Genomic DNA, 23661 nt, shown 5'->3' with positions numbered 1-23661 from the left:
GGGCAATGGCCTAGGAATCAAGTTCGAGCAGTTCCTGGCGGACATGGATCGCCTTGAGCGACATCCGCACCTCGACGAGGAAATAGAGCAGCCCGGCGATCAGCAGCAGCATCGAGACGATGAACGCCACCGCGATCCAGATGCCGACATGCAGGTTGGCCAGCCGCGAGATGAACATGATCGCGACGACGAAGCAGATCGCGAGCGCGCTGGCGGTGCAAAGGAAGATCGCGTTGTTGATCACGGAGATGCGGCGATCGATGATCCGCAGCTCCCACACATGCCGGTCATGCTCGGGACCGCTGGAGCGGGGGTGCAGCTCCTCGATCACCCGCGCGCGATCGACGATGCGGGCGAGGCGGCCGACCATGGTGTTCAGGAACGCGCCGATGCCGGCGAGCAGGAACACCGGCGCGATCGCGGCCTGGATCGTTTCCGAGACGGTGGAGAGATAGGGGCCTTCCATGCATGCTCCTTATGCAAGGGGTGGTGCGTGCGGTGCAAGCGGGGGCTGCACCGGATGGTAACGGGTGCGGGCATAGAGTGGATGCATGGCTTCCACAGTCCGCCTCCATACCGGCCTCGCCGATGCGCTGGACGATGCGGCGACAGGCGCAGCGGAGGGCCACCGTTTCCTTCGTCGCGCCTGGTATGCCGCGGCGCTGCAGGCCTATGGCGGAACGGCGCGGACGCTGGTGGTGGAAGACGCGGGCGCGCCAGTGGCGGCGCTGCCCCTGGTCGCCAAGGGGCCGCGCTGGCTGGGGCTGGCGGAGATCCCCGGCTGCTACTGGCCGTTCCGCAGCTTCCCCGTGGCGGAAGGCGCGTGCCCGGGATCGGCGGAGGCGCTGCTCGGCGGCTTGGCGCGGCAGGTGCGGGCGCTGCGGATCGGGCCGATCCAAGACGGCGATCCCGCGCTCGACTGGCTGAAGGCACCAGCGCTGGCGACCGGCTGGACGCTGCTCGATCGGCAGGTGGCCGACAGCTTCCTGCTTGATATCGCGGCCGAGGACTGGCCGCGCGGATCGACGCTGCGCAAGAACCGGCATCTGGAGAAGCACCTCGCGGCGGCGGGCGCGCTCGCCTGGGAATGGGGGGCGCCGGACGTCGATGCGCTCGCCGATATCGAGCGGCGCAGTTGGGTCGCCGACCGCACCGACGGGCGCGACGCCAAGTTCACGCCCGAGGGGCATGGCGCATTCTGGGAAGCGGCGCTGCACGATCCCGTGCTGGCGGAGATGCTTTCCGCCGCGATGCTGCGGATCGACGGGCGGCCGATGGCCTTCTCGTTCGACCTGATCACCGGCACGCGCTGCTATGCCATCGCCAACAGCTATGATCCGGCGGTGGCGAAGCACTCGCCGGGCAAGCTGCTCCAGTATCGCAACCTGCTGCGCGTCCGCGATCGCGGGGTGACGCTGGTCGACTGGGGCGCGGGCGACAGCGGCTACAAGCAGACCATGGGGGCGACCAGAGGCCCGGCGATCCGCGACTGGATCTTCGTGCGGCCGGGGCTGGAAGCCTTTGCTGCGCGGTTGCTGCGCGGCGCGTGGCGCCGCAGCGGTCAGGCGGCGGGCGGCCAGGCCTGAGCGGCGAGACGTTCGCGCAGCGCAAGGACGAGGATCGCGGTCTTCATGTCGGCCAGCGCACCCATCCCCTTCGCCCAGAGATCGTCAAGGCGCATTTCGATCACCTCGATATCCTCGTGATCGTCCGCCAGCCCGCCGCCGGCGCTGGTGCGATCGGCGTGGCTATAGGGGGCGAGATACAGGCTCAGCCGCTCAGTCGACACCGCCGGCATCGAGAAGAAATGGCCGACCAGCGCGATCGTGCCCAGCATGACGCCGCACTCCTCCACGGCCTCACGGCGGGCGCTGTCCTCGGCCGCTTCGCCCGGATCGATACGGCCGGCGAGAACCTCGAACACCGACTCGGTCTCGCCGCGGAAGATCAGCGGCGGGCGCGACTGGCGGACGAGCAGCACCGTGCCGCGCTCGGCATCATAGGGGAGGACGCCCACGGCATCGCCATGGTCCTCCACCTGGCGCCTGATCAGGCTGCCGTCCGGCGTCCGCAGCGTCGCCAGCAGCATGCGTCCCCAGCCCTGGAAGACCGTCTCGACGCTTTCGATGCGGTGGCCGGGCTCAGACCCGGACATAGCGGAAATACCACACCTCATGGCCCTGGCGGCGCGCCTTGCGCTCGTAGCGAGTCTCCGGCCAGTCGGCGGGGCGGGTGAGGAAGTCCTGCGCGGTCTGCGCCTGCCAGACGAAGTCCTTGCGCTGGCCCAGCACCATCATCGCCCAGCGGCAATAGGTGGGATCGTCGGTGCCCAGGCGGAACTCGCTGCCGGGCTTGAGCTTGGCGGCGATCAGGTCGAGCGGGCCGTGGTTGACCATGCGGCGCTTGGCATGGCGCGCCTTGGGCCAGGGGTCGGGGTGGAGCAGGTAGACGCGGGACAGGCTCGCGTCGGGCAGCCGCTCCATCACTTCCAGCGCATCGCCCATGTGCAGGCGGACATTGGCGAGGCCGCCGTCGCGGATATGGTTGAGCGCGCCGACCACGCCGTTGAGGAAGGGCTCGCAGCCGATAAAGCCGTGGTCCGGGCGCATCGTCGCCTGGCCGGCGAGATGTTCGCCGCCGCCGAAGCCGATTTCGAATTCGAGCGGGCGGTCGTCGCCGAACAGGGTCTGCGCATCGAGCGGGCCGGCATCGGGCACGCTCACCTGCGGCAGCAATTCCTCGACCAGCGCGGACTGACCCTGGCGGAGCTTGTGGCCTTGGCGGCGGCCGTAAAGACGACGGAGAGTGACGGGATCTGCCATGGGGCGCAGCGCATAGTCGCGCCGCCGCGTGCTGGCAAATCCGGGGTGTTCAGGCGGCGAGGCGGGTCGCGGCGATCGGCGCACCCCAGCGGCGGACCGGGCGGGTGTAGCGGCGGACGCGCGGTGCGGCGTTCGGCGTGCCTTCGAAGTGGCGGAGCCCGGCGGCGGCGGCGGCGCGCTGCTCGGTTTCCTCGGTGGGGACCGGCGCGATCACGGTGACGCCCATGCCGCGGGCGAGGCGCAGCACGCCTTCGACCAGGCGCGCGCGGGCCGGAGCCGCTTCGAGATGGTGAACCAGCGCGGGCGCGAGGCGGATCAGCCGCGGCGAGCAGTGCGCGAGCAGGCCCAGCGCCAGCGGGCCGGCGGCGAAATCGCTCAGGCCGATCATCATGCCGCGATCGGTGCAGGCGTGGATCATCGCGGCTGCGGCGTCGCGATCGGTCGATTCGTCGGCGCTGATCTCGACGACGATCTGGTCGAGCGGGAAGCGGTGGCGCAGCGCGGCGCGGAACAGGTGGCCGAGCAGGCGATCGGGCGAACCGGCGCGGACCTGGACCGGCACCGCCAGCAGCGTGCCGGCATCGGCCAGCCCGGCGGCGGCAGCGGCGGCAAGCGCGCGATCGAGGCGTGCGGCTTCCAGTTCGGCGCGGTCCTCGCGCAGCAGGATCGCATCGACGGTGTGGAAGGCCTGGGGACGCGCCTGGATGCCGGCATGCCAGGCGAAGGGCTCGGTGCTGCCTTGGGCCGTAATCGGCTGCAGGTCGATCCGAAGATCCATCGTGGTGGCCATGGGGTGTGCTCCTCAACGCGATTCTTGTGAACCTGGAGCTTGGGTACCCGATTCGGCCGAACCCTCCCATTCCGTGCGTCTGCGCAGCGGATTCAAACGGTTGGGGAATCTACGGTGCTTGCATTCGACGACTGCAAACGATTCCGCGATTCGTGCCTCATGCCGCGACGTTGAGGCGCAGCGAAGGGGCAGGAAGCGCGCCCACTTGCGGCAGCGCGATCAGATCACCTTGCATCAGCGTCACCTCCAGCGAACGCAGCCGATCATGCTCGGCGCGAGTCGAGACGCCTTCGGCGATCAGCCGGATGCGGCCCTTCTTGGCGATCTCGGCCACGCGCTCGACGACGATCCGCTTGGCCCAGCTGCTGCACAGGCTGTGGACCAGCTCGGGCGCGAGCTTCAGCGTGTCGGGGGTAAAGGCCGAGACGAGGTCCAGCCCCATGTCGCCCGCACCGAAATCGTCGAAGGCAATGAGGAAGCCGAGCTTGCGATAGGCTTTCATCAGCCGCAGCATCTTGTCGCTTTCGAGATGGTCGCGATCGCTGAACTCGAACACCAGCTCGCGCGCGGGGAAGCCGAGGCGACGGACGATGCGCAGCATGCGATCGGCATCGGCGTCCGGATCGGTGATGTAGCGTGGCATCACCTTGATCGCAAGGCGGGTGTGGCGCTCGGTGATGCCGAGCTGCATCGCCTGCTCGATCGCGGCGACGCGGCAGCGAAGATCGAAGGTGGGCCGCTTGTCCTCGGCGAGCGTCTCGACAAAGGCGGCAGGGCCTTCGCCTTCGGGGCCGCGGAACGTCGCTTCATAGGCGGTGACGATCAGGGTGGAGGTGTTGACGACCGGCTGGAACGCCATCGCGAACCAGTCTCGGCGAAGCGCTTCCTGAAGCGGAGCGGGAGCGATTTGGTCGAGCATGGGGCATCTCCAAGCTGGATCCCCTTGTCTCGAATGGTAGGCGGAAGTGATTACCCGAGCGTTGATGGTGACGCTCGGGCTAACACCATATCAAGCCGCCGCCGCAGGGCGCTCGATGCGGGTCGGCGGGAGCATGCCGGGCATCGGCGGCGCGACCAGATCGCCCTGGAGGTGGAAGATGCCGAAGCTGCGCAGGCGGCGCAGCACGGCCTCGTTCGACACGCCGTCGGCGATGACGCGGATGCCGTGCTCACGCAGGCGCGGCGCCAGCTCTTCCAGCATCAGCCGGCGCGACCAGCTCGAATCGATGCCATTCACCAGATCGGGATCGAGCCGCACCATCGCCGGGCGATAGCGCACGCAGGGGCTGAAGCCGATCGGATCATGGCCCAGGCCGAGGAAGGCGGTGAGCGCACCCGCGCGGGCATGGCCGTCGACCAGATCGGCGAGCTGCTGGCCGGGCACGTCGGCAAAGCCGTGAATGCCGAAGATCATCCGCTCGGGGATCAGACCGGTGCGCTGTCCGGCCAGGGTGGCGGCAGCGAGCGCGGCATTGGCCGGCGCAGCATTCGGCGCGTGGATCGGGATCAGCAGGCGCGCGGTGGTGGTGCCGAGGCCCATTTCCATTGCCTTGACGACCGCACCCGCGGCGACGCGGCGATCGAGCTCGGCATGGCGCTTCGCGGGGATCTGGGCGAGGATCTCGTCGCCTTCCTCGCCGTCGGGGCCGCGCAGCACCGCCTCATAGGCGAAGACGCGGCTCGTGATGACATCGTGTACCGGTCGAAATGCGAGATGCAGGCCCGGTGCCGGTGCGGCCTGCCAGTCCTCCGTGTCGAGAACCATTCCTACTCCCTCCGCTGCCCGTGTTAACCATGACGGGCCCCACAAGGCCTTATAGGCTGGGTGCGAAACAAGTGGGTGTGGGGGCACGAAAAAGCCCCGCGCAGCGGGTGCCGGCGGGGCTCTTTTCATCTTCGGATCAGAAAGACCGATCAGGCTGCGAGCGCGGCCTTCAGATCCTCGACCAGATCGGTGCGCTCCCAGGGGAAGAAGTCACCCTCGGGCTTGCGGCCGAAGTGACCATAGGCCGCGGTCGGCTGGTAGATCGGCTTGTTGAGGCCCAGGTGGGTGCGGATGCCGCGCGGGGTGAGGCCGCCCAGCTTCTCGATGCCCTGGATCGCCTGCTCGATCTTGTCGTCGCCGACGGTGCCGGTGCCGTGGGTGTCGACATAGAGCGACAGCGGCTTCGACACGCCGATGGCATAGGCGAGCTGGATCGTGCAGCGCGCGGCGAGGCCGGCGGCGACGATGTTCTTCGCCAGATAGCGGGTGATGTACGCCGCCGAACGATCGACCTTGGTCGGATCCTTGCCGCTGAACGCGCCGCCGCCGTGCGGGCTCGCGCCGCCATAGGTGTCGACGATGATCTTGCGGCCGGTCAGGCCGGCGTCACCGTCCGGGCCGCCGATTTCGAACGAGCCGGTCGGGTTGATGTGGTACTCGGTCGCGTCCGACAGCAGCTCGGCCGGAAGCAGGTCGGCAACGACCTTCTTCACATAGGCGTGGAGCTCGGCTTCCTTCTCGCCCGCGTCATAGCCAGGCGCGTGCTGGGTCGAGACGACGATCGCGGTGGCTGCAACCGGCTTGCCGTTCTCGAAGCGCAGCGTGACCTGGCTCTTGGCGTCGGGCTCGAGGAACGGCGCTGCGCCCGAATGGCGGTCGGCGGCCATGCGCTCGAGGATCTTGTGGCTGTAGTAGAGCGTCGCCGGCATCAGGTCCGGAGTCTCGTCGCAGGCGAAACCGAACATGATGCCTTGGTCGCCGGCGCCTTCGTCCTTGTTGCCGCTCGCGTCCACGCCCTGCGCGATGTGCGCCGACTGGCCGTGCAGGTTGTTCTCGAAGCGGAAGGTCTGCCAGTGGAAGCCCGACTGCTCATAGCCGATGCGCTTCACCGTCTCGCGGACGGTCTTCTCGATCTCTTCCTGCGCGCCCGGGGCCCAGGCACCGTTCTCGTACACGCCCTTGCAGCGGATTTCGCCGGCAAGAACCACGAGCTGGGTGGTGGTCAGCGTCTCGCAAGCGATACGCGCTTCGGGATCCTTCGACAGGAACAGGTCGACGATCGAGTCGGAAATCTGGTCGGCGACCTTGTCGGGATGGCCCTCGGACACGGACTCGGACGTGAAGAGATAATTGGAACGCATGTAAATTCCTCAGGTTGGGAAGGATCGCCGGGCCGTTGCCATGCCCATATAAAGCTTTCCTTATATGTGCTCCCTAGCGGGCGAAGCGCCGAGATGCAATCGCGAACAACCCCGTAAGCACCGTGACCAGCAGCACCATCCAGTTGCCGAGCATCGAGAACAGCGTCGGCGGCAGAGGGCGGGGCAGCGGCAGGCGGATCGCGCCGGCCTGGTTCGGCGGGATCGTGCCGAGCAGCCGGCCATGGCCGTCGATCAGCGCCGAGATGCCGGTGGGGGTGGAGCGCAAGATGGGTAAGCCTTCTTCGATCGCGCGCAGCCGGGCCTGGGCCAGATGCTGCGGTGGGCCCCAGCGGCCGAACCAAGCATCGTTCGAGGGATTGAACAGGAAGTCGGGGCGGTGCGCCCGGTCGACCACCTGGCCGGAGAAGATGATCTCGTAGCAGATCTGGATGCCGGCATTGCCGAAGGCGGGCACGGGAATTGCGCGCGGGCCGGGGCCCGGCAGGAAGTCGACATCGCCCATCACCAGCCGGGCGAGGCCGAGCGGGGCGAGCAGCGTGCGCATCGGCAGATATTCGCCGTACGGCACCAGATGCGCCTTGTCGTAGCGGCCGCCGAGCATGCCGTCCGGGCCCAGCGCCCAGACCGAGTTGCCGGCGCCCTGCAGCTGGTTGTCGCGGCCGAACTCGAGGGCGTTGCCGCCGATCAGCGCCTGGTCCCACGGGCCCAGCACCGCGCCGATGCGGGCGCGCACCATGCGCGGGTCCTGCCGGTACCATTGCACCGGATAGCCATCCTCGACGAAGTAATCGACCATGCCCTCGGGCCAGACGACGAGGCGGGGCAGCGCGCCGGGCTTGCCGCTGAGCGCGATCATCCGGTTGAGGAGATATTCGGCATAGTCGGGGCGGCTGACCGCATCCTGGCCGATATTGGGCTGGACGATCACCACCTCCTTGCCGCTGGCCGTGCTGATGCAGCGGATCCGGTCGCAGCGATCCGACCAGGCGAGGTTGAGCGCGAGCAGCGCCACGGCCGCGACGATCAGCGGGCGATACTGGCGCTGGAAGGCGAGATAGAGGCTGCCGGCGACCGCGATCGTCACGCCCGAGAGCGCATAGGTGCCGATCAGCGTCGCGAGGTTGCGCACGCCCGGCACCGGCACCCAGATCACGCCCAGCGGGTTCCACGGATAGCCGGTGAACAGCGTGCCGCGCAGCCATTCGGTGACGATCCACGCGGCGGCGCCAGCCAGGACATAGCCGAGGTCCGGCTCGATCCAGCCGGACTTGGGCGTCACCTTGCGCGCGAAGGCCCAGGCCGCGCCCATCGCCAGCGCCGGATAGATCGCAAGGTACAGCGCCAGCAGCACCACCGCGGCATAGCCGAGCGCGGGCGGCATCTTGTCCTGGAAGTCGAAGGCGTGCTGGATCCAGTTGTCGCCCAGCGTGAAATGGCCGAGCCCGAACAGCCAGCCGCGGAGCAGTGCCGAGCGCAGCGTCGGCGCGGCGTAGACCAGCGCGAACAGCCCGGCGAAGCAGAGCAGGGCGAGCGGCCACCAGTCCAGCGGCGCGAAGCCGGTGGCGGAAGCGATGCCGAGAAGGAGCGAGGCGAGCAGCGGACGGCGAAACATCGCCGGCGGGCCTACACGAAGCTTGGGGCCAGGGGGAGAGGCGTTGCGCCCCCGGGTCCGCCAGCGCCCGCGAGCGCCTGCCGCGTTCGCTCAGGCGTGCAACCAGTCCGCCATGAGCTCGCCGCTATGTCCTTCCGGCGCCAGTGCCACGCGGAGCGCTTCGAGCAACGGCGGCAGCGCCTGGGTGAAGGCATAGGGCGGATTGACGATGAACAGGCCTGCGCCGTTGTAGATGCCGGGCATGTCGGCATCGTAGAGCCAATGCTCCACCGACAGGAACTTGGGGATGTCGAGCCTGCGCAGCCTGTTCTTCCACTGCTGGTGCGTCGTGCGGTCCTTCAGCGGATACCAGATGACCGTCACGCCATGCGCCCATTTGCGGTGGGCCGCGGCGAGGGTGGCGGTGATGCGCTCGCGCTCGTCGGTCTGCTCATAGGGCGGATCGACCACCACCACGCCGCGCGGCGTTCGGGTCGGCAGCATCGCCAGCCACAGCTCATAGGCATCGCGCTCATGGACGGCAGCCGGCGACCCGCGCATCGCGCTGCGCAGGACCTGTGCGTCCTCGGGATGCTTTTCGTTGAGGATCAGCAGGTCCTGCGGGCGCAGCAGCTGCGCCAGGAACTGCGGCGAGCCGGGATAGAGGTGCGGTTCCGCCCCCTCGTTCACCGCCCGTACGGCGGCGCGATACTCGTCGAGCAAGGGGTTCGCATCGGCAAAGGCGCGCAGCACGCCGTGCGCGGCCTCGCCGGTGCGCTGCGCCTGCTCGCCGCCGAGGTCGTAGAGCCCGCAGCCGGCATGGGTGTCGATCAGGGTCAGCGCGCCCGGTTTCTGCTGCAAGGCGCGGACAAGGGCGATCAGCAGGCTGTGCTTCACGACATCGGCGCTGTTGCCGGCATGGAAGGAGTGGCGATAATTCATTGAAGATCCAAAACCTGCCGATTGGCCTTATGTACGCGTTTCGGGGCGAGGATGCCGATCGCAACGCGACGGAAGCGCCCTCGCCTCCGCCCTATGCGCCGGGTGAAGGGCACCCCTCTGCGCAACGCCTCAAATCAGCTTTCGCGGCCGGCGGCAACCGGCAGCAAGCACGTTCGCGATACCCCAGATGGCGAGCCGTTTCACCCGCTCTCGGCAAAGCGGATCAACGACGTTGCATGCGATCGGAAGCGGATACCTCCTCGAACTGCCCCGGCGCGATCCCCGCGACGGACCAGTCCCCAATCGACCAGCGGACCAGCCGCAGCGTGGGCAAGCCGACCGCGGCGGTCATGCGACGCACCTGCCGGTTGCGCCCTTCGCGGATGGTGATCTTCAGCCAAGCGTCGGGGATCGACTTGCGCTGGCGGATCGGCGGATCGCGCAGCCACAGGTCCGGCGCGTCGATCCGCGCGGCCTCGGCCGGCAGGGTCATGCCGTCCTTGAGCAGGACGCCCTGCCGCAAGCGCGCCAGTTCCGCCTCCTGCGGATCGCCTTCGACCTGCACCAGATAGGTTTTGGGCATCTTGAAGCGCGGATCGGCGACGCGTGCCTGCAGCCGGCCATCATCGCACAGCAGCAGCAGGCCCTCGCTGTCCCGATCGAGCCGCCCGGCGGGGTAGACGCCCTTCACCTGGATGAAGTCCGACAGGGTCGACCGCACCGTCGGCGACCCGCGGTCGGTGAATTGCGAGAGGACGCCGAAGGGTTTGTTGAACAGGAGCAGTCGGGCCATCGCGCGCTCTTAGCGTTCGGCTGTTGCCCTGTCTTCCGGCGGATCAGCGGGGCGGGCCCAAAAAGCGGGACTCGACGTTCCCGCTTCTGCAGCATGCGTAGGCGGCGGCGTTGCGACTCGATAGGGCCTTCACATCGTGCGCCTGGCAGCCTTCAGGACGTAGGTGGCGATAGCGGCCCTTCCCGAAACGGATGGTGGTCCAAGAGAATGGCTACCGGCTTCGGGAAAGCTCCGCGGCGCGCCATTCTTCCCATCTTTGATGCAACTCCGCCTTCGCGTGTGGGATGCGCTGATCCAGGGCTTCAGCCGCTACCATTCGATCGGTGCGGAAATGACGAAATGCCTGCCGCGTTTCACACCAGGCGATCAGGATGCGACTTGCCTCGGCGTAGCCGAGCAGGATCGGCCACACCGTGCGCTCGGTCTGCGCGCCATGTTGATCGCGATAGACAAGGCGCAGCTTCGACCGCGTGCGAATCGCAGCCCGAAGCATCGCCGCGTCCACGACATCCTCGTCTGGAACGAGGCGCGGCGGTACGCCGGTACTCGGTGCCAGGACGAACGGCCGGAGATGCGCAGGAACGACCGTGACGATCTTCGCCAGTAGATTGTTCGCGGCGGGAGAGAGAAGGGGATCATCACGCCCGGCGACCCACTGGGCACCCAGAACGATGGCCTCCAACTCAACCTGGGTCAGCATTAGCGGCGGCATGTCGTATTCGGCGTCCAGCAGATAGCCGAAGCCGGGTTCGCCGGTGATCGGCACCCGCTGCGCCATAAGGGTAGCGATGTCGCGGTACACGGTGCGCGTCGACACCTCCAATTCGGCGGCCAGGGCGGCGCCGGTCACCGGCCGTGTCGATCGCCGAAGAAGCTGAATGATTTGAAAGAGGCGATCGGCGCGACGCACCGCGTGATGACTCCTGCTGACAGAACGCTGTCAGCAGCGGTGCAATACGAGGCCGGCTTCCGCAAGCCACCGATCAGGATGTCACGATGAAATTTGCCTCCGTCCGCCTTATCGCCGCCGACATCCAAGCCATGGTTGCATTCTACGAGCTGGTGACGGGTCAGACAGCCGAATGGCTCGCCCCGCAATTCGCGGAGATCGTTACGCCGGCAGCGACGCTCGCCATCGGAAGCGCAGAAACCGTAGCCATGTTTGCCGAGAACAGCGCGATGCCGGGTGCCAATCGCACCGCTATCCTCGAGTTCATGGTCGAGGACGTGGACGCTGTATTCGACCGGCTACACGGGAAGGCCGAGCTGGTGCACGCGCCCAAGCTGCTGCCGTGGGGCAATCGCACGTTTCAAGTCCGTGATCCCGAAGGTTCGGCGATCAGCATTTTCTCGCCGTTCACGGACGCTGCAAAGGCCCGCTTCGGATCACGATAGGCAGCATCCCGCACCACGCCGATTTTGCCGCAAGGGAATGCGAAAGAGGCCGCAGGGCCGCTGAGGCGAGATCGCGCCCTCTCCGCACGCCTTCCTCAAAACCTGTTCCCAGCGCCGGCCCTCACACCCCCCCCCCCGGAGTTGCGGGCCTGCCGGGGCACAACCCCCGGCAGACCCGTCCCCCGCGCTTGCGCGCTGCGGGTAGCACGAGAGGGGGTTAACCCGCGCCGCCCGTTTCAAACCGTTCCTTTCGCCCCCGAACCAAGGTCGCTTGCCGGTCGCTCGACCGGCCGCGTCGGCCGATGGCAGTGATGGCAAAAGGCGAAGTCGAACAAATGGCTGAGCACCCATGCCTGCTCGGCCACGCTCCATTCCGCCCACGCCTCGCGCGTCACCCCCAGGCGGCCGCAATGTTCACAGGCGACTTCCAGCGGCGTATCGACGGGGGTGATCCGCGCATTCATCACGCGACCCTTGTATCGAATGGCGTTGGGATTGCGGCGGAGACCTGCTCCGAAGCGGATCAACCCGCGGGTGCGGCGGCGGCGGCCTCGGCGGCAGTGCGCGCCTGCACCGCCATGGCGCGGCACATGCGGTGGAGTGCCTCGCTCATCTGGCGGGCGGTTTCGGGTTCTATGCCCGGATCGGCGCCGATCGCGCGGTCCATCGCGTGCGCCCATTGCGCCGCGGTCTGCGCGGTGACGGCAAGCTGGCGGTGGAAGCCCATGATGCACATGCCAGGGCGCGCGTCGAACCAGTCGCGCGGGCCGCCGAGCCAGGCGACCAGGAAGCGGGTGAGCGAATGGCGCAGCGCGGTCAGGTCCGGCTGGTGCATCGCGTGGAGCGCCGCATAGGCGGGGTCCTGCTCGACCAGATCGTAGAAGCGGTCGACGATGGCGCGGACGGACTCTTCGCCGCCGACGCGGTCGAAGGGCAGGGACGATTCGGGCATGGGACGCGCTTTAGCCGAAAATGGCGGGCGCGGGTTGACGGGAATCAACGGGGAGCCGCCCCTCCGCGAGGGAGGGGCGGCGGACCCGATCAGAAGTGCGCGATGATACCCGCCATCGGGCGGAAGCTCTTCGCGTCGCTGAACGTGTTCATCTCGAGGCGCAGGCGGACGCCGCTCTGGCCGGTGATGCCGCCAAGGCCGATGTCCTTCGGGCCGACCTCGACGCCGATGCCGTAGGTCATCGCGTGATAGTCACGGTTGGCATTGGCGATCTTGTCAAAATTGACCCACTGATAGCCGACCTTGCCGTAGATCAGGCCGCTCTCGCCGGCACGCAGGCCGAAGCGGCCGGCAGCGCCATATTCCCAATCGATGTCGCCGCTGACGCCCTTGGCAACGTTACCTTCGGCGCCGACGAACACCGGGCCGAGCGGCACGTTCACGCCGACCACGCCCTGCACCATCGCGCCGTCGAGGCGATACTTGTTCGGCTGGATCGGGATGCCGGCATTTTCCTGACGGTCGAAGCGTTCCCAGCCGCCGAGCACGCCGACATAGGGCTCGATCCCGAAGGCCTTGGAGCCGTCCGGCGCGCGCGGGCCATCCTCCTGCGCGGCGGTGGTGGTCATGGTGCCGCTGGTGTCGGCGGTGGTGGTCGTCTCCATCGTGCCGGCACCGGTGGTGGTGTCCTGGGCGAACGCAGGGACGGCGAAGGGGAGCGCGGCAGCAGCTGCCGCGACGGCGATGATCTTACGCATGGGGGGGATAACCTCTACGCTGGTGAAACACACATCTCCCGGCGCTGGTCCGCTGCAACAGGCGGTACGGCCGGAGATGGGCGCACAATGCCCGGGCTACTGCCAAGGTTGCATCGCCGAGAAGCATTTGCGGCAGAGGTGTTGCACTGCGGCAACGGTTCCTGTCGCCTCGATGAACAAACGTTTCGATGGCGAGCGTTGATATCAGCCCTTCGGCTGGACGTCCGCTGGTACCGGGGTCAGCTCATACACATCGACGCTGCCCGGCAGCGCACCGGGGACTGCCAGCCGCCAACGGAAGGTGCCGAAACGCTCGACCATGCCGACCACGTCGCGCGCGCCGGGATTGCCATAGCCGATGTCGTTCGCGCCCGGCTTGGCCTGACGCGCGCCGAGGAACACGTAGCGCTTGCCGTCCGGGAACACATAGCCGGCGACGATGTCGGTGCCGGTCTGCTTGGCGAGGCCGAGCGGGGCATCGTCTTTCGACTCGTTCGCGGCGGAGATATAGCAGAAGCCGGCAGGGCTCGGCTGCACGAGCGCGCGGCCGGCGGGTCCGGGCTTCAGATGCAGCGTGCGGCAGCGATAGGAGCCGGGTGGCAGCGCCGGGTGCGGCTGGCCGGCATCGGGATCCAGCACCGCGCCCTGCAGCTTGCGTACCGGTGCGCGGACATTCTCGTACAGCTGGCGCCAGCTGGCCGGCAGGCTTTCGAGGCGCGGCATGTCGGCCTGGGCGATGCGGGTGCGCCACAGCGGTGGAGGCGGGGGCATCTCGACGACCGTGATCGGGCGAAGATCCATTTTGGTCGTGCTCGCCTGACAGCCGGCGAGCATGGGCAGAGCGAGCATCGCGAAGGCGAGCCGGTGCATGATACGTCCCCTGTGAATCTTTTGGCCCTGTGAACCAGCAGGAGGCGCTTTGCCGCGACGCTCCCACGAAGCAAAGTCGTAAACGAAGGTTAATGAAAAGTAAAAGCTGCGGTGGGCGTGCGGTCTGGTGCGGTGAACCGAAGCAATCCGCCGTATCCTACCGACGGATGGCCCGAACTGACGCCCCGGCTCTTGGAACCGCGGCCAAGAAGGGCCATTACGCTGCATCAAGGACATGGCCGGGAGATTGAACATGAAGGCTTGGGGAATCGGCGCGAGTGCAGCGGTCATCGGCCTGCTGCTGGGCGGCTGCGCGACCAAGGCGCAGAACGCGCGCTATATGGCAGGCCATTTCCGCGCCCAGGCGGAGCTGCACGATGCCGGCGGCAAGGTGGTCGGCACCGCGGTGGCCGAGCAGGTCGAGGGATCGATTCGCGTGCTGGTCGACGTGAACGGGATCTCGCCCGGGCCGCACGGTGTGCATGTTCACACCACCGGCGTCTGCACGCCGCCGGACTTCACCAGCGCCGGCGGCCATTGGAACCCGGGCGCAACCAAGCACGGCAAGGAAAACCCGATGGGCCCCCATGCCGGCGACATGCCCAACATGAAAATCGACGAGAAGGGCCATGGCCATCTCAGCTTCACGCTGGCGGGCGGCAGCTTCGACCAGCTGATGGACCAGGACGGCGCGGCGCTGGTCGTCCATGCCGGCGAGGACGATTACAAGAGCGACCCCGCGGGCAACAGCGGCGGCCGCATCGCCTGCGGCGTGTTCCAGACGGTCTGAGCGTTACACCGCCTCGCCGGCGGCGCGGGCGCGGGCCAGCTTGCTCGCCTCCGCCGCCGGCAGCAGCCGATAGGCGCCCCAGATCGCCGCCAGCGCGAGCGGCACGCTGGCGAGCAGCGCCAGCACGCCCGTGGCGAGATCGCCGGTGAGGGTCGCGATGCGGCCGGCACAATAGGGGCCGAGCGCCAGGCCGATCAGCGTCGTGCCGATGAAGAAGGCCGCGGTTGCAGTGCCACGCATCCGCGGCAGCACCAGGTCCTGCGTGGTCGCCGCGGCCGCGCCCAGCCCGCCGCAGATCAGGAACTGCGCGAGCGGCAGCATCACATAGGCGGTGGTGAGGTCGCGCGCGGTGAACAGCAGGACGATCGGCGCGATCGGTGCGAGGCAGGCGAAGAGCAGCACATGCATGCGCCCCACCGGGCTGCGGGCGCGCAGGGCGTCGGAGATCCGCCCCGCGATCGTCACGCCGAGGAACCCCGCCAGCGCGACCGGCGCGCCGATCCAGAAGCCGAGCGACCCCAATTGCTCGGGCGGGATGTCGAAGGCGCGGCGAATGAAGCTCGGCGCGAACCCGGCCATCGCATAGGCGAGGAAGGTGTTGAGGCCATAGGCCAGCACCACGCACAGAAAGGCGGGGGTGCCGACGATCAGCGCATAGGTCGGCGGATCGCGCCGCTTGAGCGCGGTTGCCCAGCTGAACACGGCATAGGCGCCGATCCCCACCGCGATCCATTGTGCGGGCGGCTCGCCGAGATGGACGAGCAGCGCGACCAGCCCGGCGACCAGCGCGAGCACGGCGAGGTTGCGCGCCAGTGCAACAGGCCCCAGCCGCGCGGCGCCGATCAGCGTGAAGGGCGGCAGGATCGTCAGCAGCTCCTCGAAAAAGGCGCGGAACGGGGCAGGGTGGGGCGGGGTCGCCATACCTTCGGAAAGCCCGCGGGGCGGCTCGCGCAGGGTGACGATCCAGGCCGCGACGAGCAGCCCCGGCACCCCGACCGCGAGGAACGCCGCCTGCCAGCCGACCAGCCCCAGCGGGCCGCCGCCCGGATAGGCCTGGTTCCAGCGCTGGACGATCAGCGCGCCGAGGAACAGCGACAGGCCGCCGCCCAGATAGACGCCCGAGGAATAGAGCGCGAGCGCGGTGGCGCGGAGGCGCTTGGGAAACCAGTCGGAGATCAGTGAATAGGCGGCAGGCCCGGCCGTCGCCTCGCCGATGCCGACGCCCATCCGCGCCAGCCCCAGTACCAGCCCGGTGCGCGCGAAGCCCGAGAGCGCGGTCATGCTCGACCAGAGCGCGAGGCCGAGGGTCATCAGCCGCACCCGATGCCAGTTGTCCGCCAGTCGGCCGAGCGGGATGCCGAACAGCGCGTAGAATACGCCGAAGGCCGTGCCGTACAGGAAGCCGATATCCTGGTCGCGCAGGCCCAGGTCGCGCTTGATGTCGTCGGCCAGGATCGCGACGACCTGGCGATCGATGAAGTTGAGGATATAGACGAGCAGCAGCAGCGACAGCACGTACCATGCATAGGGGGTCGCCTTCGCCCCGTCGGGCGTTGGGGGCATGCTGGCCATATCCTCTCCTTCGGCGTTGTGCGTGCCGTTGCCAGTCAGGCTAGCAGAGCGTACCCGTTTTACGAAAGGATGATTTTCGCGATGGCCGAACCGGCATTCCTGTTCGTCTGCTTGGGCAATATCTGCCGCTCGCCGCTGGCCGAGGCGGCATTCCGCGCGGCGGCGGAAGAGGCGGGCATCGCGGTGATCGCCGATTCGGCGGGGACCGGCGGCTGGCATGCCGGCGAGCAGCCCGATCGCCGCTCGATCGCGGTCGCCGCCAAGCACGGCATCGACATCACCGGTCAACGTGCGCGGCAGGTGACGCGCGAGGATTTCGAGCGGTTCGATCACATCCTCGCGCTCGATCCGCAGAACCTCGCCGACCTCCGCCGGATCGCGCCCAAGGGCGGCCGCGCCCGGCTGCGGCTGCTGCTCGACGCGGTGCCCGGCTGGGCAGGTCGCGCCGTCGACGACCCCTATTATGGTGGGCCGGAAGGCTTCGATCGCACCTGGGACGAGGTGCGGACGGCGGCCGACCGGCTGGTAGAAGAACTCGTAGAGACGCGTTGAACAAACCAAAAGGAGAGGGACCATGGCATTCACCGGACGCGAACTGCGCTCGACGCTGAGCGAAGATGGCACGCTGCGCCTGTCGCTGGAGCAGGTGACGTATGAGGAGCCGGCTGCGGACGAAGTGATCGTCCGGATCGAGGCGGCGCCGATCAACCCCAGCGATCTCGGGCTGCTGCTCGGCCCGGCGCAGGTGGATACGCTTCGGCAGGACGGCGATGCGCTGGTGTTCGAGGTGCAGAAGGGCCGGCTGGGCAGCATGAAGGCGCGGCTCGGCCAGTCGATGCCGGTGGGCAATGAAGGCGCGGGCACGGTCGTCGCCGCCGGGGCGGATGCCGCAGCGCTGATGGGCAAGCGGGTCGCAGCGGTGGGCGGCGCGATGTTCGCCGATTATCGCGTGCTCAAAGCGCGCGACGTCGTCGAACTGCCGGAGGGTACCGCGGCGGCGGATGGCGCGGCGATCTTCGTCAATCCGCTGACCGCGCTCGGCTTTGTCGAGACGATGCGGCGCGACGGGCACAGCGCGATCGTCCACACCGCCGCTGCCTCCAACCTGGGGCAGATGCTGCAGAAGATCTGCCTCGCGGACGGCGTGCCGCTGGTGAATATCGTCCGCTCCGAGGAGCAAGCGGCGATCCTGCGCGACATCGGCGCCACCCATGTGGTGAACAGCCGCGACGAGGATTTCCGCGCCAGGCTCACCGATGCGGTGGCGGAGACCGGCGCGACCGTGGCGTTCGACGCGATCGGCGGCGGCACGCTGGGCAGCGACATCCTCCAGGCGATGGAAGCCGCAGCGGTGCGCAAGATGACCGAATATAGCCGCTATGGATCCGAACAGTTCAAGCAGCTCTATATCTACGGCGCGCTCGACATGGCGCCGACCACGCTCAACCGGCTGGCCTTCGGCTTCCAGTGGAGCGTCTCGGGCTGGCTGCTGACGCCGTTCCTGCGCCGTGCCGGCATGGAGACGCTCGGCGCGATGCGGCAGCGCATCCTCAGTGAGCTCACCACCACCTTCGCCAGCCGCTACACCCGCACCATCGGACTCGCCGAAGCATTGCAGCCGGACGTACTGCGCGCCTATGAGCGCAAGGCGACCGGCGAGAAGTTCCTGATCGATCCTGGACGGGGGTGATCGGGCCCCCGTCTCGTTTCGGCTGAATTTTCAGACAAATCGTTTCCAACACATGTCAGAATGAACTTTATCAACCTCTTGCCCTCTACAATGCAGCTGGGTGGGCTCAACGCGGGGCCGGCGGAGGAAGTCCGGCACCCGATCGTGAGGGACGAAAATGCTGCATTGGTTGGAAGTAAAGGCTCCCATTCGGGAGAAGCTGAAGGTCACCTTCGGTTCCATGATCGGGATCATGATGGTCCTCGCCGTGCTGAACCTGATACTGCCGCACTGGGTAATGCTGGGGCTCAACGTGGTGGTCATCGCCACCGCCTTCGTGCTCACCCGCATGTTCGCCCGCGTGATCGCCGATCCCTATGTCGCGACCGTCGTGCGGATGGAGGGACTGGCGGCCGGTGATCTGAAGGCGCCGATTGCCAACACCCATTATGAGGATTGCGTCGGCCGCATCTCGCGCGCGATGCTCGTCTTCCGCGATGCCGCGGTCGCGCAACGCGAGACCGCCGAGCAGCAGGCCGCCGTGGTGCAGGTGCTTGGCCAGTCGCTCGAGCGGCTCGCCAAGGGTGACCTGACCGCGGACGTGACCGCCGACTTTGCTGGCGCCAATGCGGTGCTCAAGACCAATTTCAACGAAGCGCTGGCCTCGCTGCGCGAGCTGGTGCGCTCGGTCGCGACGTCGGCGGAGACGATCAGCACCGGCTCTGCCGAGATCGCCGTCGCCTCCGAAGACCTGTCGCGTCGCACCGAAAGCGCCGCATCCAGCCTGCAGGAAACCGTCCACTCGATCGGCGAGATGGACAAGCGCCTGCGCAGCACCGCCGGCAGCGCCAACCAGACGGTAGAGCGCGCCGATGGCGCGATCGCCTCGGTCCAGGCCGGCCGTGACGTTGCCGACGAGGCGGTGTCGGCGATGAGCCGGGTGTCGGAAAGCGCCAAGGGCATCGACGACGTGATCGAAGGCCTCGACAAGATCGCCTTCCAGACGCGGGTTCTCGCCATGAACGCCGCCGTGGAAGCGGGCCGTGCAGGTGAGGCGGGGCGTGGCTTCGCGGTCGTCGCCGACCTCGTCTCGGCCCTGGCGATGCGCGCCGAAGAGGAAGCCGGCCGCGCGCGCGACCAGCTGACCACCACCCAGGCCGATGTCACCGCCGCGGTGGGCATGGTCCAGCGCGTCGACGGCGCCTTTGCCGCAATCGCCACCGATGTCCGCGAGGTGCACGACCTGCTCGGCAGCATGGCGACCGCCAACCAGGCCCAGGCCTCGTCGATCGGCGAGATCAGCACCGCGATCACCGTGATGGATCAGGCGACCCAGCAGAATGCCGCGATGGTCGAGGAAACCTCCGCCGCCGCGCGCAGCCTGAGCCGCGAGGTCGAGGCGCTGAAGCGGTCGGCGCAGGCCTTCAATGTCGGCGAGGCGCACAACCCGCGGATGAGCCTGCCGCTGCAACGGCCCAACCTGTCGAAGCGCAGCGGGGCTGGCGGCCGCGCCGCACCGGCGCCCGCCCCCGCAATGGCGGAAGGCGACTGGGCGTCGTTCTGACGACGCCCGCCCGGCTCAGCCCTCCACGCCCGCATGGGCGTGGAGGCGCTGGCGGGTCGACATCAGCGTGCCCACCGGCTTGGTGATCGGCGCGAACATGCCAAGCCCGAGCCGCTGGCCGGGCAGGTTGACATACACGGCCTCGATGCCGCGCGCGCTATAGGCCTCGTGCCAGAAGCCGGCCCCTTGCGGGTCCTTGAGGAAATCGCGCCACCAGACGCTGTGCGGCGCGCTGCGCGTGAACGCTTCCAGGCTCGGCAGGTCGCGCCAATATTGGCGGAAGCCGACATGGTTCCAGCCGAACAGCATCCCGTCTTCGGCGAGCAACCCGTCGGGCGGGTTCTTCTTGATCTCGGCGAGCCCCTTGCCGATCCGCATCATCGCCGGGAGCGCGCGCCAGCGGCGCAGCTTGAAGCCCAGGATCACCACGATCAGTTCCGGATAGGCAGCGAGATCGACCGTCTCGCGGAGCGTGTTGGCTTGCATGGCGAGTCTCCTTGTTTACAATGTACACGATACGGATGGTTTACGGTGTAAACAAGATGGAAATTGCGGATGGATTGCGCGCTCGGCTGATCGATGCCGCGACGGCGCTGCTGGATGAACAAGGCGAGGCCGGCGTCACGCTGCGCGCGCTGGCCAAGGCGACCGGTGTATCGGCGATGGCGCCCTATCGGCACTTCGCCGACAAGGCGGCGCTGCTCGGCGCGGTGGCGGAGGCGGGGTTCGCCGAACTCGCCGCGGTGCTGGCAGACGCCGATCGGGCGGAGCCGGCCAAGGCGGCATTGGTGGCGCAGGGCATCGCCTATTTCCGCTTCGCCCAGGCGCATCCGGCGATGTTCCGGCTGATGTTCGGCGGCAATCCCGGCTGTGCGGTGGAGCCCAAACAATATGGCGAGGCCTTTGCAATCCTGTCTCGGCGCGTCGCCAGCCTTGCGGGCGGCGATCCCGGTCCGGCGACCTTGGCCGCCTGGGGCGTGGTGCACGGCCTGTCGACACTCGCGCTAGACGGCAAGGTGCCGGCCGAGGACGGGGTGGTCAGTGCCGCGATGGCGCTGATGGCGGACGGCGTCGCGGGCGCTCAGCCGCGCAACGAATAGCGCTCGATCGCCTCGTAGCTCGCGCCTTCGCGGCCGAGATGGCTCTCGTAGAGCAGGAAGCTGTCCACCGTGAACGGCGCGCTGGCGAGCCCGGCATGCGCCTCAAGGAAGCGCTCGTTGGCGCCGGCCTGTGCGTTCATCCGGGCCAGGGTGATGTGGGGCAGATAGGCGCGTCGCTCGGGCAGCAGGCCCGCGCGGACCAGCGCCTGGTCGATCTTTTGGTGGAGCTGGGTCACCGTCTCGTGCGGCCGCAGCCCGGCCCAGAGCGCATTAGGCCGCCCACGTGAGTCGAACTCGCCGACGCCGTCGATCGCCAGCTCGAACGGCGCGAAGCGGACCGTACCCAGCGCGAGCGCGACGTCTTCCGCCACCGGCCGCTCCACTTCGCCGATGTAGCGCAGGGTGCAGTGAAGCTGCTCGTCACTCTGCCAGCGCGCGCCCGGCACGCCGCCGGCAAGGCTGAGCAACTGCGCGCGAATCGCGGAGGGCGGGCGGAAGCCGACGAACAGACGATGCATCGCCAATGTTCTAGCGGACCGGCTAGCTTGTTCAAAGCGCACGCAAAGTCGTCGCGGCGTCTGTATCGAAACGTTGCTGCGCCCGGTTTTGCTTGAAAACCCCTGTGGCGAAGCCGATATTCCAGCCATCCGGCATTGCGCCGGTCAAAGGAGTTTTTCGAATGGCTAACTGGTCCGATCCCCGCACGAGCGAGTCGCCCTTCGCGACCGCGAGTGCACGCGCCGCGGCGCATGACGCGGGGCTCCGGTCGTACATGCTGTCGGTCTACAACTACATGCTGTCCGGCGTGCTGCTGACCGGCATCGTCGCGCTGGCGTTCGGCAAGGTCGCCTCGCTGCAGGCGCTGCTGTTCCAGGTGGTGGAAACCGCCCGCGGCCTGTCGCTGCAGCCGACGTTGCTCGGCTGGGTGGTGATGATCTCGCCGCTGGCGATCGTCTTCGCGATGAGCTTCGGTCAGAACCGCATGTCCGAAGGCACGCTTAAGGCGCTGTTCTTCGCCTATGCCGGCCTGCTGGGCGCGTCGATCTCGACGATCTTCGTCACCTATACCGACATGTCGATCGCCCAGGTGTTCTTCGGCACCGCCGCCGGCTTCGGTGCGCTGAGCCTCTATGGCTACACCACCAAGAAGGATCTGTCGGGCTTCGGCACCTTCCTGCTGATCGGCCTGGTGGGTATTCTCGTCGCGTCGATCGTCAACCTCTTCCTGCAGTCGGGCACGATGAGCCTGGTGATCAGCGCCGTCGGCGTGCTGATCTTCGCCGGCCTCACCGCCTATGACACGCAGAAGATCAAGAGCATCTACGCCTATGTCGCGGGCACCCGCGAGCAGGGCAAGGTCGCGATCATGGGGGCGCTGAACCTCTATCTCGACTTCATCAACATGTTCCTGTTCCTGCTGCGCCTGTTCGGCAGCTCGCGCGACTGATCCTCGCGGAACGGAAAGCAAATGGGCCCGGTGGAGCGATCCGCCGGGCCTTTTGTTTTGCGTGGCCGTGCAGGGAAGGAACGCGACTCCCGGCATGTCCGTTTAATCGGCGTAACGCTCAGGAGAGTGCAGCATGACCAACAATCCCCTCGACCCCGCGATGGACCGGATGTCGGTCGCCCCCGACCCCCGCGCCGATGACGATGCGGCGAAGGGCCCGGTGCATTCCGCCGATGCCGGCACCGACTCCTCGATCGAGGAGCGGCTCGCCCGCGATCCGGCGAGCAAGGAAGCCCGGCTCGACCGCGCGCTGGACGAGTCGATGGACGCCTCCGATCCGCCCGCCTCGACCCAGCCGGTGCACAACAACGAGATCCCGGAAAGCTCGGGATATGATCCCAAGGCCGAAGCCGAGCGCGCCGGCGGCAAGGAAGCCGCGCCTAAGGAGGATCGCGGCGTGATCGACAAGGCCCTGCACAAGCTCGGTCTCGACTGAGGCACGAACGGATGGCTGCGTCTCCCGCGTCGGGCTGGCGCGCCAATCTGGTTCTATACGCGGCGCTCGGCGCCAATATCGGGATCGCCGTCGCGAAGTTCGTCGCGGCGGCGATCACCTCTTCGTCCTCGATGCTCACCGAGGGCGTGCACAGCCTGGTCGACAGCCTCAACCAGATCCTGCTGCTCTACGGCCAGCGCCGCGCCAAGCGGCCGCCCGATGCGGAACACCCCTTCGGCTATGGTCGTGAGCTCTATTTCTGGGCCTTTGTCGTTGCGATCCTGATCTTCGGGCTGGGCGCCGGCGTGTCGGTCTACGAAGGCTATCTCCACATCCTCGATCCGGAGCCGCTGCGCGATCCGCTGGTCAACTACATCGTGCTCGGCATCGCCACCGCGATGGAGGGCACCAGCTGGGTGATCGCGATCCGCGAGTTTCGCGCGAGCAAGGGCGATTGCGGCTGGTGGAAGGCGATCCGGGAATCGAAGGATCCCGCCGGCTTCATCGTGCTGTTCGAGGATTCGGCGGCATTGGCGGGCCTGATCGTCGCCGCGATCGGCGTCTGGGCCAGCCATGCATGGGGCGACCCGCGGATCGACGGCGCGGCCTCGATCGTGATCGGGCTGATCCTCGCGGCGGTGGCGACGCTGCTCGCGCGTGAGGCCAAGGGCCTGCTGATCGGCGAGCGCGCCAATCCGGACCTGATCGCCCAGGTCCGCGCGATGCTGGAGGCCGAGCCGCGCATCACCGGCGTCAATCACGTCCGCACCATCCACACCGCGCCCGAGCGGGTGTTCGTGGCGATCAGCGCCGATTTCGACGACAGCTTGGCGATGGGCGAGGCGGAGACTCTGATCGAGCGGATCGAGGCCAAGCTCAAGGCCGCGCTGCCGCAGCTCAGCTCGATCTACATCCGCCCGGAAAAGCGCGAGGATGCCGGGGTGGTGGTGCCGGGCTGAACTG

General features: G+C 67.9%; 28 protein-coding genes. 10 read left to right on the top strand and 18 right to left on the bottom strand.

Annotation, left to right across the window (positions count from 1 at the left end; translation table 11 throughout):
* Nucleotides 1–10: 10 nt before the first annotated feature.
* Nucleotides 11–466, bottom strand: a complete 456-nt coding sequence (locus ABIC35_RS15530) for a DUF2721 domain-containing protein (protein WP_121073492.1) — start codon at nt 464–466, stop codon at nt 11–13.
* Nucleotides 467–551: 85 nt separating this feature from the next.
* Here ABIC35_RS15530 and ABIC35_RS15525 point away from each other — a divergent pair, with 85 nt between their 5' ends.
* A complete protein-coding gene (locus ABIC35_RS15525; RefSeq protein ID WP_121073494.1) occupies nt 552–1586 on the top strand; it encodes a GNAT family N-acetyltransferase in 1035 nt (344 codons plus the stop codon).
* Here ABIC35_RS15525 and ABIC35_RS15520 read toward each other — a convergent pair.
* The 10 genes from ABIC35_RS15520 to ABIC35_RS15475 all read right to left on the bottom strand — a co-directional run bounded on the left by ABIC35_RS15520 (nt 1562) and on the right by ABIC35_RS15475 (nt 10995).
* The gene (locus ABIC35_RS15520; protein WP_121073497.1) at nt 1562–2155 is read right to left on the bottom strand and encodes an NUDIX domain-containing protein; all 594 of its coding nucleotides are present in this window, start codon (nt 2153–2155) and stop codon (nt 1562–1564) included. The genes ABIC35_RS15525 and ABIC35_RS15520 overlap by 25 nt on opposite strands.
* Nucleotides 2142–2822 (bottom strand): tRNA (guanosine(46)-N7)-methyltransferase TrmB, encoded by a 681-nt coding sequence (gene trmB, locus ABIC35_RS15515; RefSeq protein ID WP_121073500.1) that lies wholly within the window; start codon nt 2820–2822, stop codon nt 2142–2144. The genes ABIC35_RS15520 and trmB overlap by 14 nt, the downstream gene beginning before the upstream one ends.
* 49 nt (nt 2823–2871) lie before the next feature.
* Nucleotides 2872–3612: an EAL domain-containing protein gene (locus ABIC35_RS15510; RefSeq protein ID WP_121073503.1), complete on the bottom strand. Its 741-nt coding sequence runs from the start codon at nt 3610–3612 to the stop codon at nt 2872–2874.
* Nucleotides 3613–3769: 157 nt separating this feature from the next.
* Nucleotides 3770–4531: an EAL domain-containing protein gene (locus ABIC35_RS15505; protein ID WP_121073506.1), complete on the bottom strand. Its 762-nt coding sequence runs from the start codon at nt 4529–4531 to the stop codon at nt 3770–3772.
* A 90-nt stretch (nt 4532–4621) separates the two neighbouring features.
* A complete protein-coding gene (locus ABIC35_RS15500) occupies nt 4622–5377 on the bottom strand; it encodes an EAL domain-containing protein (RefSeq protein WP_121073508.1) in 756 nt (251 codons plus the stop codon).
* Between the two features lie 149 nt (nt 5378–5526).
* A complete protein-coding gene (gene metK, locus ABIC35_RS15495) occupies nt 5527–6738 on the bottom strand; it encodes a methionine adenosyltransferase (RefSeq protein WP_066724303.1) in 1212 nt (403 codons plus the stop codon).
* A 73-nt stretch (nt 6739–6811) separates the two neighbouring features.
* Nucleotides 6812–8371, bottom strand: a complete 1560-nt coding sequence (lnt, locus tag ABIC35_RS15490) for an apolipoprotein N-acyltransferase (RefSeq protein ID WP_121073511.1) — start codon at nt 8369–8371, stop codon at nt 6812–6814.
* Between the two features lie 90 nt (nt 8372–8461).
* Nucleotides 8462–9292 carry a 23S rRNA (adenine(2030)-N(6))-methyltransferase RlmJ gene (locus tag ABIC35_RS15485; protein ID WP_121073514.1) on the bottom strand — a complete coding sequence of 277 codons (831 nt, stop codon included), beginning with the start codon at nt 9290–9292 and terminating at the stop codon, nt 8462–8464.
* A 223-nt stretch (nt 9293–9515) separates the two neighbouring features.
* A complete protein-coding gene (locus ABIC35_RS15480) occupies nt 9516–10085 on the bottom strand; it encodes a pseudouridine synthase (RefSeq protein WP_121073517.1) in 570 nt (189 codons plus the stop codon).
* Between the two features lie 211 nt (nt 10086–10296).
* Nucleotides 10297–10995, bottom strand: coding sequence for a helix-turn-helix transcriptional regulator (locus ABIC35_RS15475; protein WP_121073520.1), 699 nt, complete (start codon nt 10993–10995; stop codon nt 10297–10299).
* 86 nt (nt 10996–11081) lie between these two features.
* On the opposite strand from ABIC35_RS15475, the gene ABIC35_RS15470 reads away from it, so the two are divergent.
* Nucleotides 11082–11480, top strand: a complete 399-nt coding sequence (locus ABIC35_RS15470) for a VOC family protein (RefSeq protein ID WP_121073523.1) — start codon at nt 11082–11084, stop codon at nt 11478–11480.
* A gap of 236 nt (nt 11481–11716) precedes the next feature.
* Here ABIC35_RS15470 and ABIC35_RS15465 read toward each other — a convergent pair whose 3' ends face one another.
* The 4 genes from ABIC35_RS15465 to ABIC35_RS15450 form a co-directional block, all read right to left on the bottom strand.
* Nucleotides 11717–11944, bottom strand: a complete 228-nt coding sequence (locus tag ABIC35_RS15465; protein ID WP_121073526.1) for a hypothetical protein — start codon at nt 11942–11944, stop codon at nt 11717–11719.
* A 59-nt stretch (nt 11945–12003) separates the two neighbouring features.
* Nucleotides 12004–12432 (bottom strand): group II truncated hemoglobin, encoded by a 429-nt coding sequence (locus tag ABIC35_RS15460; protein WP_121073529.1) that lies wholly within the window; start codon nt 12430–12432, stop codon nt 12004–12006.
* 89 nt (nt 12433–12521) lie between these two features.
* On the bottom strand, nt 12522–13190 hold the full coding sequence (locus ABIC35_RS15455; RefSeq protein WP_121073532.1) for an opacity protein: 669 nt from the start codon (nt 13188–13190) through the stop codon (nt 12522–12524).
* Nucleotides 13191–13394: 204 nt separating this feature from the next.
* Nucleotides 13395–14060: a DUF4893 domain-containing protein gene (locus ABIC35_RS15450; RefSeq protein WP_121073535.1), complete on the bottom strand. Its 666-nt coding sequence runs from the start codon at nt 14058–14060 to the stop codon at nt 13395–13397.
* Between the two features lie 253 nt (nt 14061–14313).
* Here ABIC35_RS15450 and ABIC35_RS15445 point away from each other — a divergent pair, with 253 nt between their 5' ends.
* Nucleotides 14314–14850, top strand: coding sequence for a superoxide dismutase family protein (locus ABIC35_RS15445; RefSeq protein ID WP_121073538.1), 537 nt, complete (start codon nt 14314–14316; stop codon nt 14848–14850).
* A 3-nt stretch (nt 14851–14853) separates the two neighbouring features.
* Here the strand turns inward: ABIC35_RS15445 and ABIC35_RS15440 are convergent, their stop codons facing one another.
* Entirely contained in the window at nt 14854–16422 is a 1569-nt protein-coding gene (locus ABIC35_RS15440; protein ID WP_121073541.1) for an MFS transporter, read from the bottom strand.
* 81 nt (nt 16423–16503) lie between these two features.
* Here ABIC35_RS15440 and ABIC35_RS15435 point away from each other — a divergent pair, with 81 nt between their 5' ends.
* The 3 genes from ABIC35_RS15435 to ABIC35_RS15425 all read left to right on the top strand — a co-directional run bounded on the left by ABIC35_RS15435 (nt 16504) and on the right by ABIC35_RS15425 (nt 19655).
* Entirely contained in the window at nt 16504–16974 is a 471-nt protein-coding gene (locus tag ABIC35_RS15435) for a low molecular weight protein-tyrosine-phosphatase (RefSeq protein ID WP_121079092.1), read from the top strand.
* A 22-nt stretch (nt 16975–16996) separates the two neighbouring features.
* Entirely contained in the window at nt 16997–18112 is a 1116-nt protein-coding gene (locus tag ABIC35_RS15430) for a zinc-binding dehydrogenase (protein WP_121073544.1), read from the top strand.
* Nucleotides 18113–18344: 232 nt separating this feature from the next.
* On the top strand, nt 18345–19655 hold the full coding sequence (locus ABIC35_RS15425) for a methyl-accepting chemotaxis protein (RefSeq protein ID WP_354278506.1): 1311 nt from the start codon (nt 18345–18347) through the stop codon (nt 19653–19655).
* A 15-nt stretch (nt 19656–19670) separates the two neighbouring features.
* On the opposite strand, the gene ABIC35_RS15420 is transcribed toward ABIC35_RS15425, so the two are convergent.
* Nucleotides 19671–20141 carry a monooxygenase family protein gene (locus ABIC35_RS15420; protein WP_121073552.1) on the bottom strand — a complete coding sequence of 157 codons (471 nt, stop codon included), beginning with the start codon at nt 20139–20141 and terminating at the stop codon, nt 19671–19673.
* Nucleotides 20142–20197: 56 nt separating this feature from the next.
* On the opposite strand from ABIC35_RS15420, the gene ABIC35_RS15415 reads away from it, so the two are divergent.
* A complete protein-coding gene (locus tag ABIC35_RS15415) occupies nt 20198–20755 on the top strand; it encodes a TetR/AcrR family transcriptional regulator (RefSeq protein WP_121079094.1) in 558 nt (185 codons plus the stop codon).
* Here the strand turns inward: ABIC35_RS15415 and thpR are convergent.
* The gene (gene thpR / locus ABIC35_RS15410) at nt 20737–21273 is read right to left on the bottom strand and encodes an RNA 2',3'-cyclic phosphodiesterase (RefSeq protein ID WP_121073557.1); all 537 of its coding nucleotides are present in this window, start codon (nt 21271–21273) and stop codon (nt 20737–20739) included. The two genes, ABIC35_RS15415 and thpR, sit on opposite strands and share 19 nt — an antisense overlap.
* 161 nt (nt 21274–21434) lie before the next feature.
* Here thpR and ABIC35_RS15405 point away from each other — a divergent pair, with 161 nt between their 5' ends.
* From ABIC35_RS15405 to ABIC35_RS15395, 3 genes are all read left to right on the top strand, one after another.
* Entirely contained in the window at nt 21435–22202 is a 768-nt protein-coding gene (locus ABIC35_RS15405) for a Bax inhibitor-1/YccA family protein (protein WP_121073560.1), read from the top strand.
* A 133-nt stretch (nt 22203–22335) separates the two neighbouring features.
* Nucleotides 22336–22698, top strand: a complete 363-nt coding sequence (locus ABIC35_RS15400; protein ID WP_121073562.1) for a hypothetical protein — start codon at nt 22336–22338, stop codon at nt 22696–22698.
* Between the two features lie 11 nt (nt 22699–22709).
* A complete protein-coding gene (locus tag ABIC35_RS15395; RefSeq protein WP_121073565.1) occupies nt 22710–23657 on the top strand; it encodes a cation diffusion facilitator family transporter in 948 nt (315 codons plus the stop codon).
* Nucleotides 23658–23661: the final 4 nt, after the last annotated feature.

The sequence above is a fragment of the Sphingomonas trueperi genome (assembly GCF_040545965.1).
Lineage (GTDB): Bacteria > Pseudomonadota > Alphaproteobacteria > Sphingomonadales > Sphingomonadaceae > Sphingomonas > Sphingomonas trueperi_C.
The sequence above is the reverse complement of the archived record's forward strand: the minus strand, read 5'-3'. Positions and strand labels throughout refer to the sequence as shown.

What these genes read in the sequence shown, in the direction of transcription:
- ABIC35_RS15530 (WP_121073492.1), bottom strand. Translation starts at nt 466, where the DNA reads ATGGAAGGCCCCTATCTCTCCACCGTCTCGGAAACGATCCAGGCCGCG.
- ABIC35_RS15525 (WP_121073494.1), top strand. Translation starts at nt 552, where the DNA reads ATGGCTTCCACAGTCCGCCTCCATACCGGCCTCGCCGATGCGCTGGAC.
- ABIC35_RS15520 (WP_121073497.1), bottom strand. Translation starts at nt 2,155, where the DNA reads ATGTCCGGGTCTGAGCCCGGCCACCGCATCGAAAGCGTCGAGACGGTC.
- trmB (WP_121073500.1), bottom strand. Translation starts at nt 2,822, where the DNA reads ATGGCAGATCCCGTCACTCTCCGTCGTCTTTACGGCCGCCGCCAAGGC.
- ABIC35_RS15510 (WP_121073503.1), bottom strand. Translation starts at nt 3,612, where the DNA reads ATGGCCACCACGATGGATCTTCGGATCGACCTGCAGCCGATTACGGCC.
- ABIC35_RS15505 (WP_121073506.1), bottom strand. Translation starts at nt 4,531, where the DNA reads ATGCTCGACCAAATCGCTCCCGCTCCGCTTCAGGAAGCGCTTCGCCGA.
- ABIC35_RS15500 (WP_121073508.1), bottom strand. Translation starts at nt 5,377, where the DNA reads ATGGTTCTCGACACGGAGGACTGGCAGGCCGCACCGGCACCGGGCCTG.
- metK (WP_066724303.1), bottom strand. Translation starts at nt 6,738, where the DNA reads ATGCGTTCCAATTATCTCTTCACGTCCGAGTCCGTGTCCGAGGGCCAT.
- lnt (WP_121073511.1), bottom strand. Translation starts at nt 8,371, where the DNA reads ATGTTTCGCCGTCCGCTGCTCGCCTCGCTCCTTCTCGGCATCGCTTCC.
- ABIC35_RS15485 (WP_121073514.1), bottom strand. Translation starts at nt 9,292, where the DNA reads ATGAATTATCGCCACTCCTTCCATGCCGGCAACAGCGCCGATGTCGTG.
- ABIC35_RS15480 (WP_121073517.1), bottom strand. Translation starts at nt 10,085, where the DNA reads ATGGCCCGACTGCTCCTGTTCAACAAACCCTTCGGCGTCCTCTCGCAA.
- ABIC35_RS15470 (WP_121073523.1), top strand. Translation starts at nt 11,082, where the DNA reads ATGAAATTTGCCTCCGTCCGCCTTATCGCCGCCGACATCCAAGCCATG.
- ABIC35_RS15465 (WP_121073526.1), bottom strand. Translation starts at nt 11,944, where the DNA reads ATGAATGCGCGGATCACCCCCGTCGATACGCCGCTGGAAGTCGCCTGT.
- ABIC35_RS15460 (WP_121073529.1), bottom strand. Translation starts at nt 12,432, where the DNA reads ATGCCCGAATCGTCCCTGCCCTTCGACCGCGTCGGCGGCGAAGAGTCC.
- ABIC35_RS15455 (WP_121073532.1), bottom strand. Translation starts at nt 13,190, where the DNA reads ATGCGTAAGATCATCGCCGTCGCGGCAGCTGCTGCCGCGCTCCCCTTC.
- ABIC35_RS15450 (WP_121073535.1), bottom strand. Translation starts at nt 14,060, where the DNA reads ATGCACCGGCTCGCCTTCGCGATGCTCGCTCTGCCCATGCTCGCCGGC.
- ABIC35_RS15445 (WP_121073538.1), top strand. Translation starts at nt 14,314, where the DNA reads ATGAAGGCTTGGGGAATCGGCGCGAGTGCAGCGGTCATCGGCCTGCTG.
- ABIC35_RS15440 (WP_121073541.1), bottom strand. Translation starts at nt 16,422, where the DNA reads ATGGCCAGCATGCCCCCAACGCCCGACGGGGCGAAGGCGACCCCCTAT.
- ABIC35_RS15435 (WP_121079092.1), top strand. Translation starts at nt 16,504, where the DNA reads ATGGCCGAACCGGCATTCCTGTTCGTCTGCTTGGGCAATATCTGCCGC.
- ABIC35_RS15430 (WP_121073544.1), top strand. Translation starts at nt 16,997, where the DNA reads ATGGCATTCACCGGACGCGAACTGCGCTCGACGCTGAGCGAAGATGGC.
- ABIC35_RS15425 (WP_354278506.1), top strand. Translation starts at nt 18,345, where the DNA reads ATGATGGTCCTCGCCGTGCTGAACCTGATACTGCCGCACTGGGTAATG.
- ABIC35_RS15420 (WP_121073552.1), bottom strand. Translation starts at nt 20,141, where the DNA reads ATGCAAGCCAACACGCTCCGCGAGACGGTCGATCTCGCTGCCTATCCG.
- ABIC35_RS15415 (WP_121079094.1), top strand. Translation starts at nt 20,198, where the DNA reads ATGGAAATTGCGGATGGATTGCGCGCTCGGCTGATCGATGCCGCGACG.
- thpR (WP_121073557.1), bottom strand. Translation starts at nt 21,273, where the DNA reads ATGCATCGTCTGTTCGTCGGCTTCCGCCCGCCCTCCGCGATTCGCGCG.
- ABIC35_RS15405 (WP_121073560.1), top strand. Translation starts at nt 21,435, where the DNA reads ATGGCTAACTGGTCCGATCCCCGCACGAGCGAGTCGCCCTTCGCGACC.
- ABIC35_RS15400 (WP_121073562.1), top strand. Translation starts at nt 22,336, where the DNA reads ATGACCAACAATCCCCTCGACCCCGCGATGGACCGGATGTCGGTCGCC.
- ABIC35_RS15395 (WP_121073565.1), top strand. Translation starts at nt 22,710, where the DNA reads ATGGCTGCGTCTCCCGCGTCGGGCTGGCGCGCCAATCTGGTTCTATAC.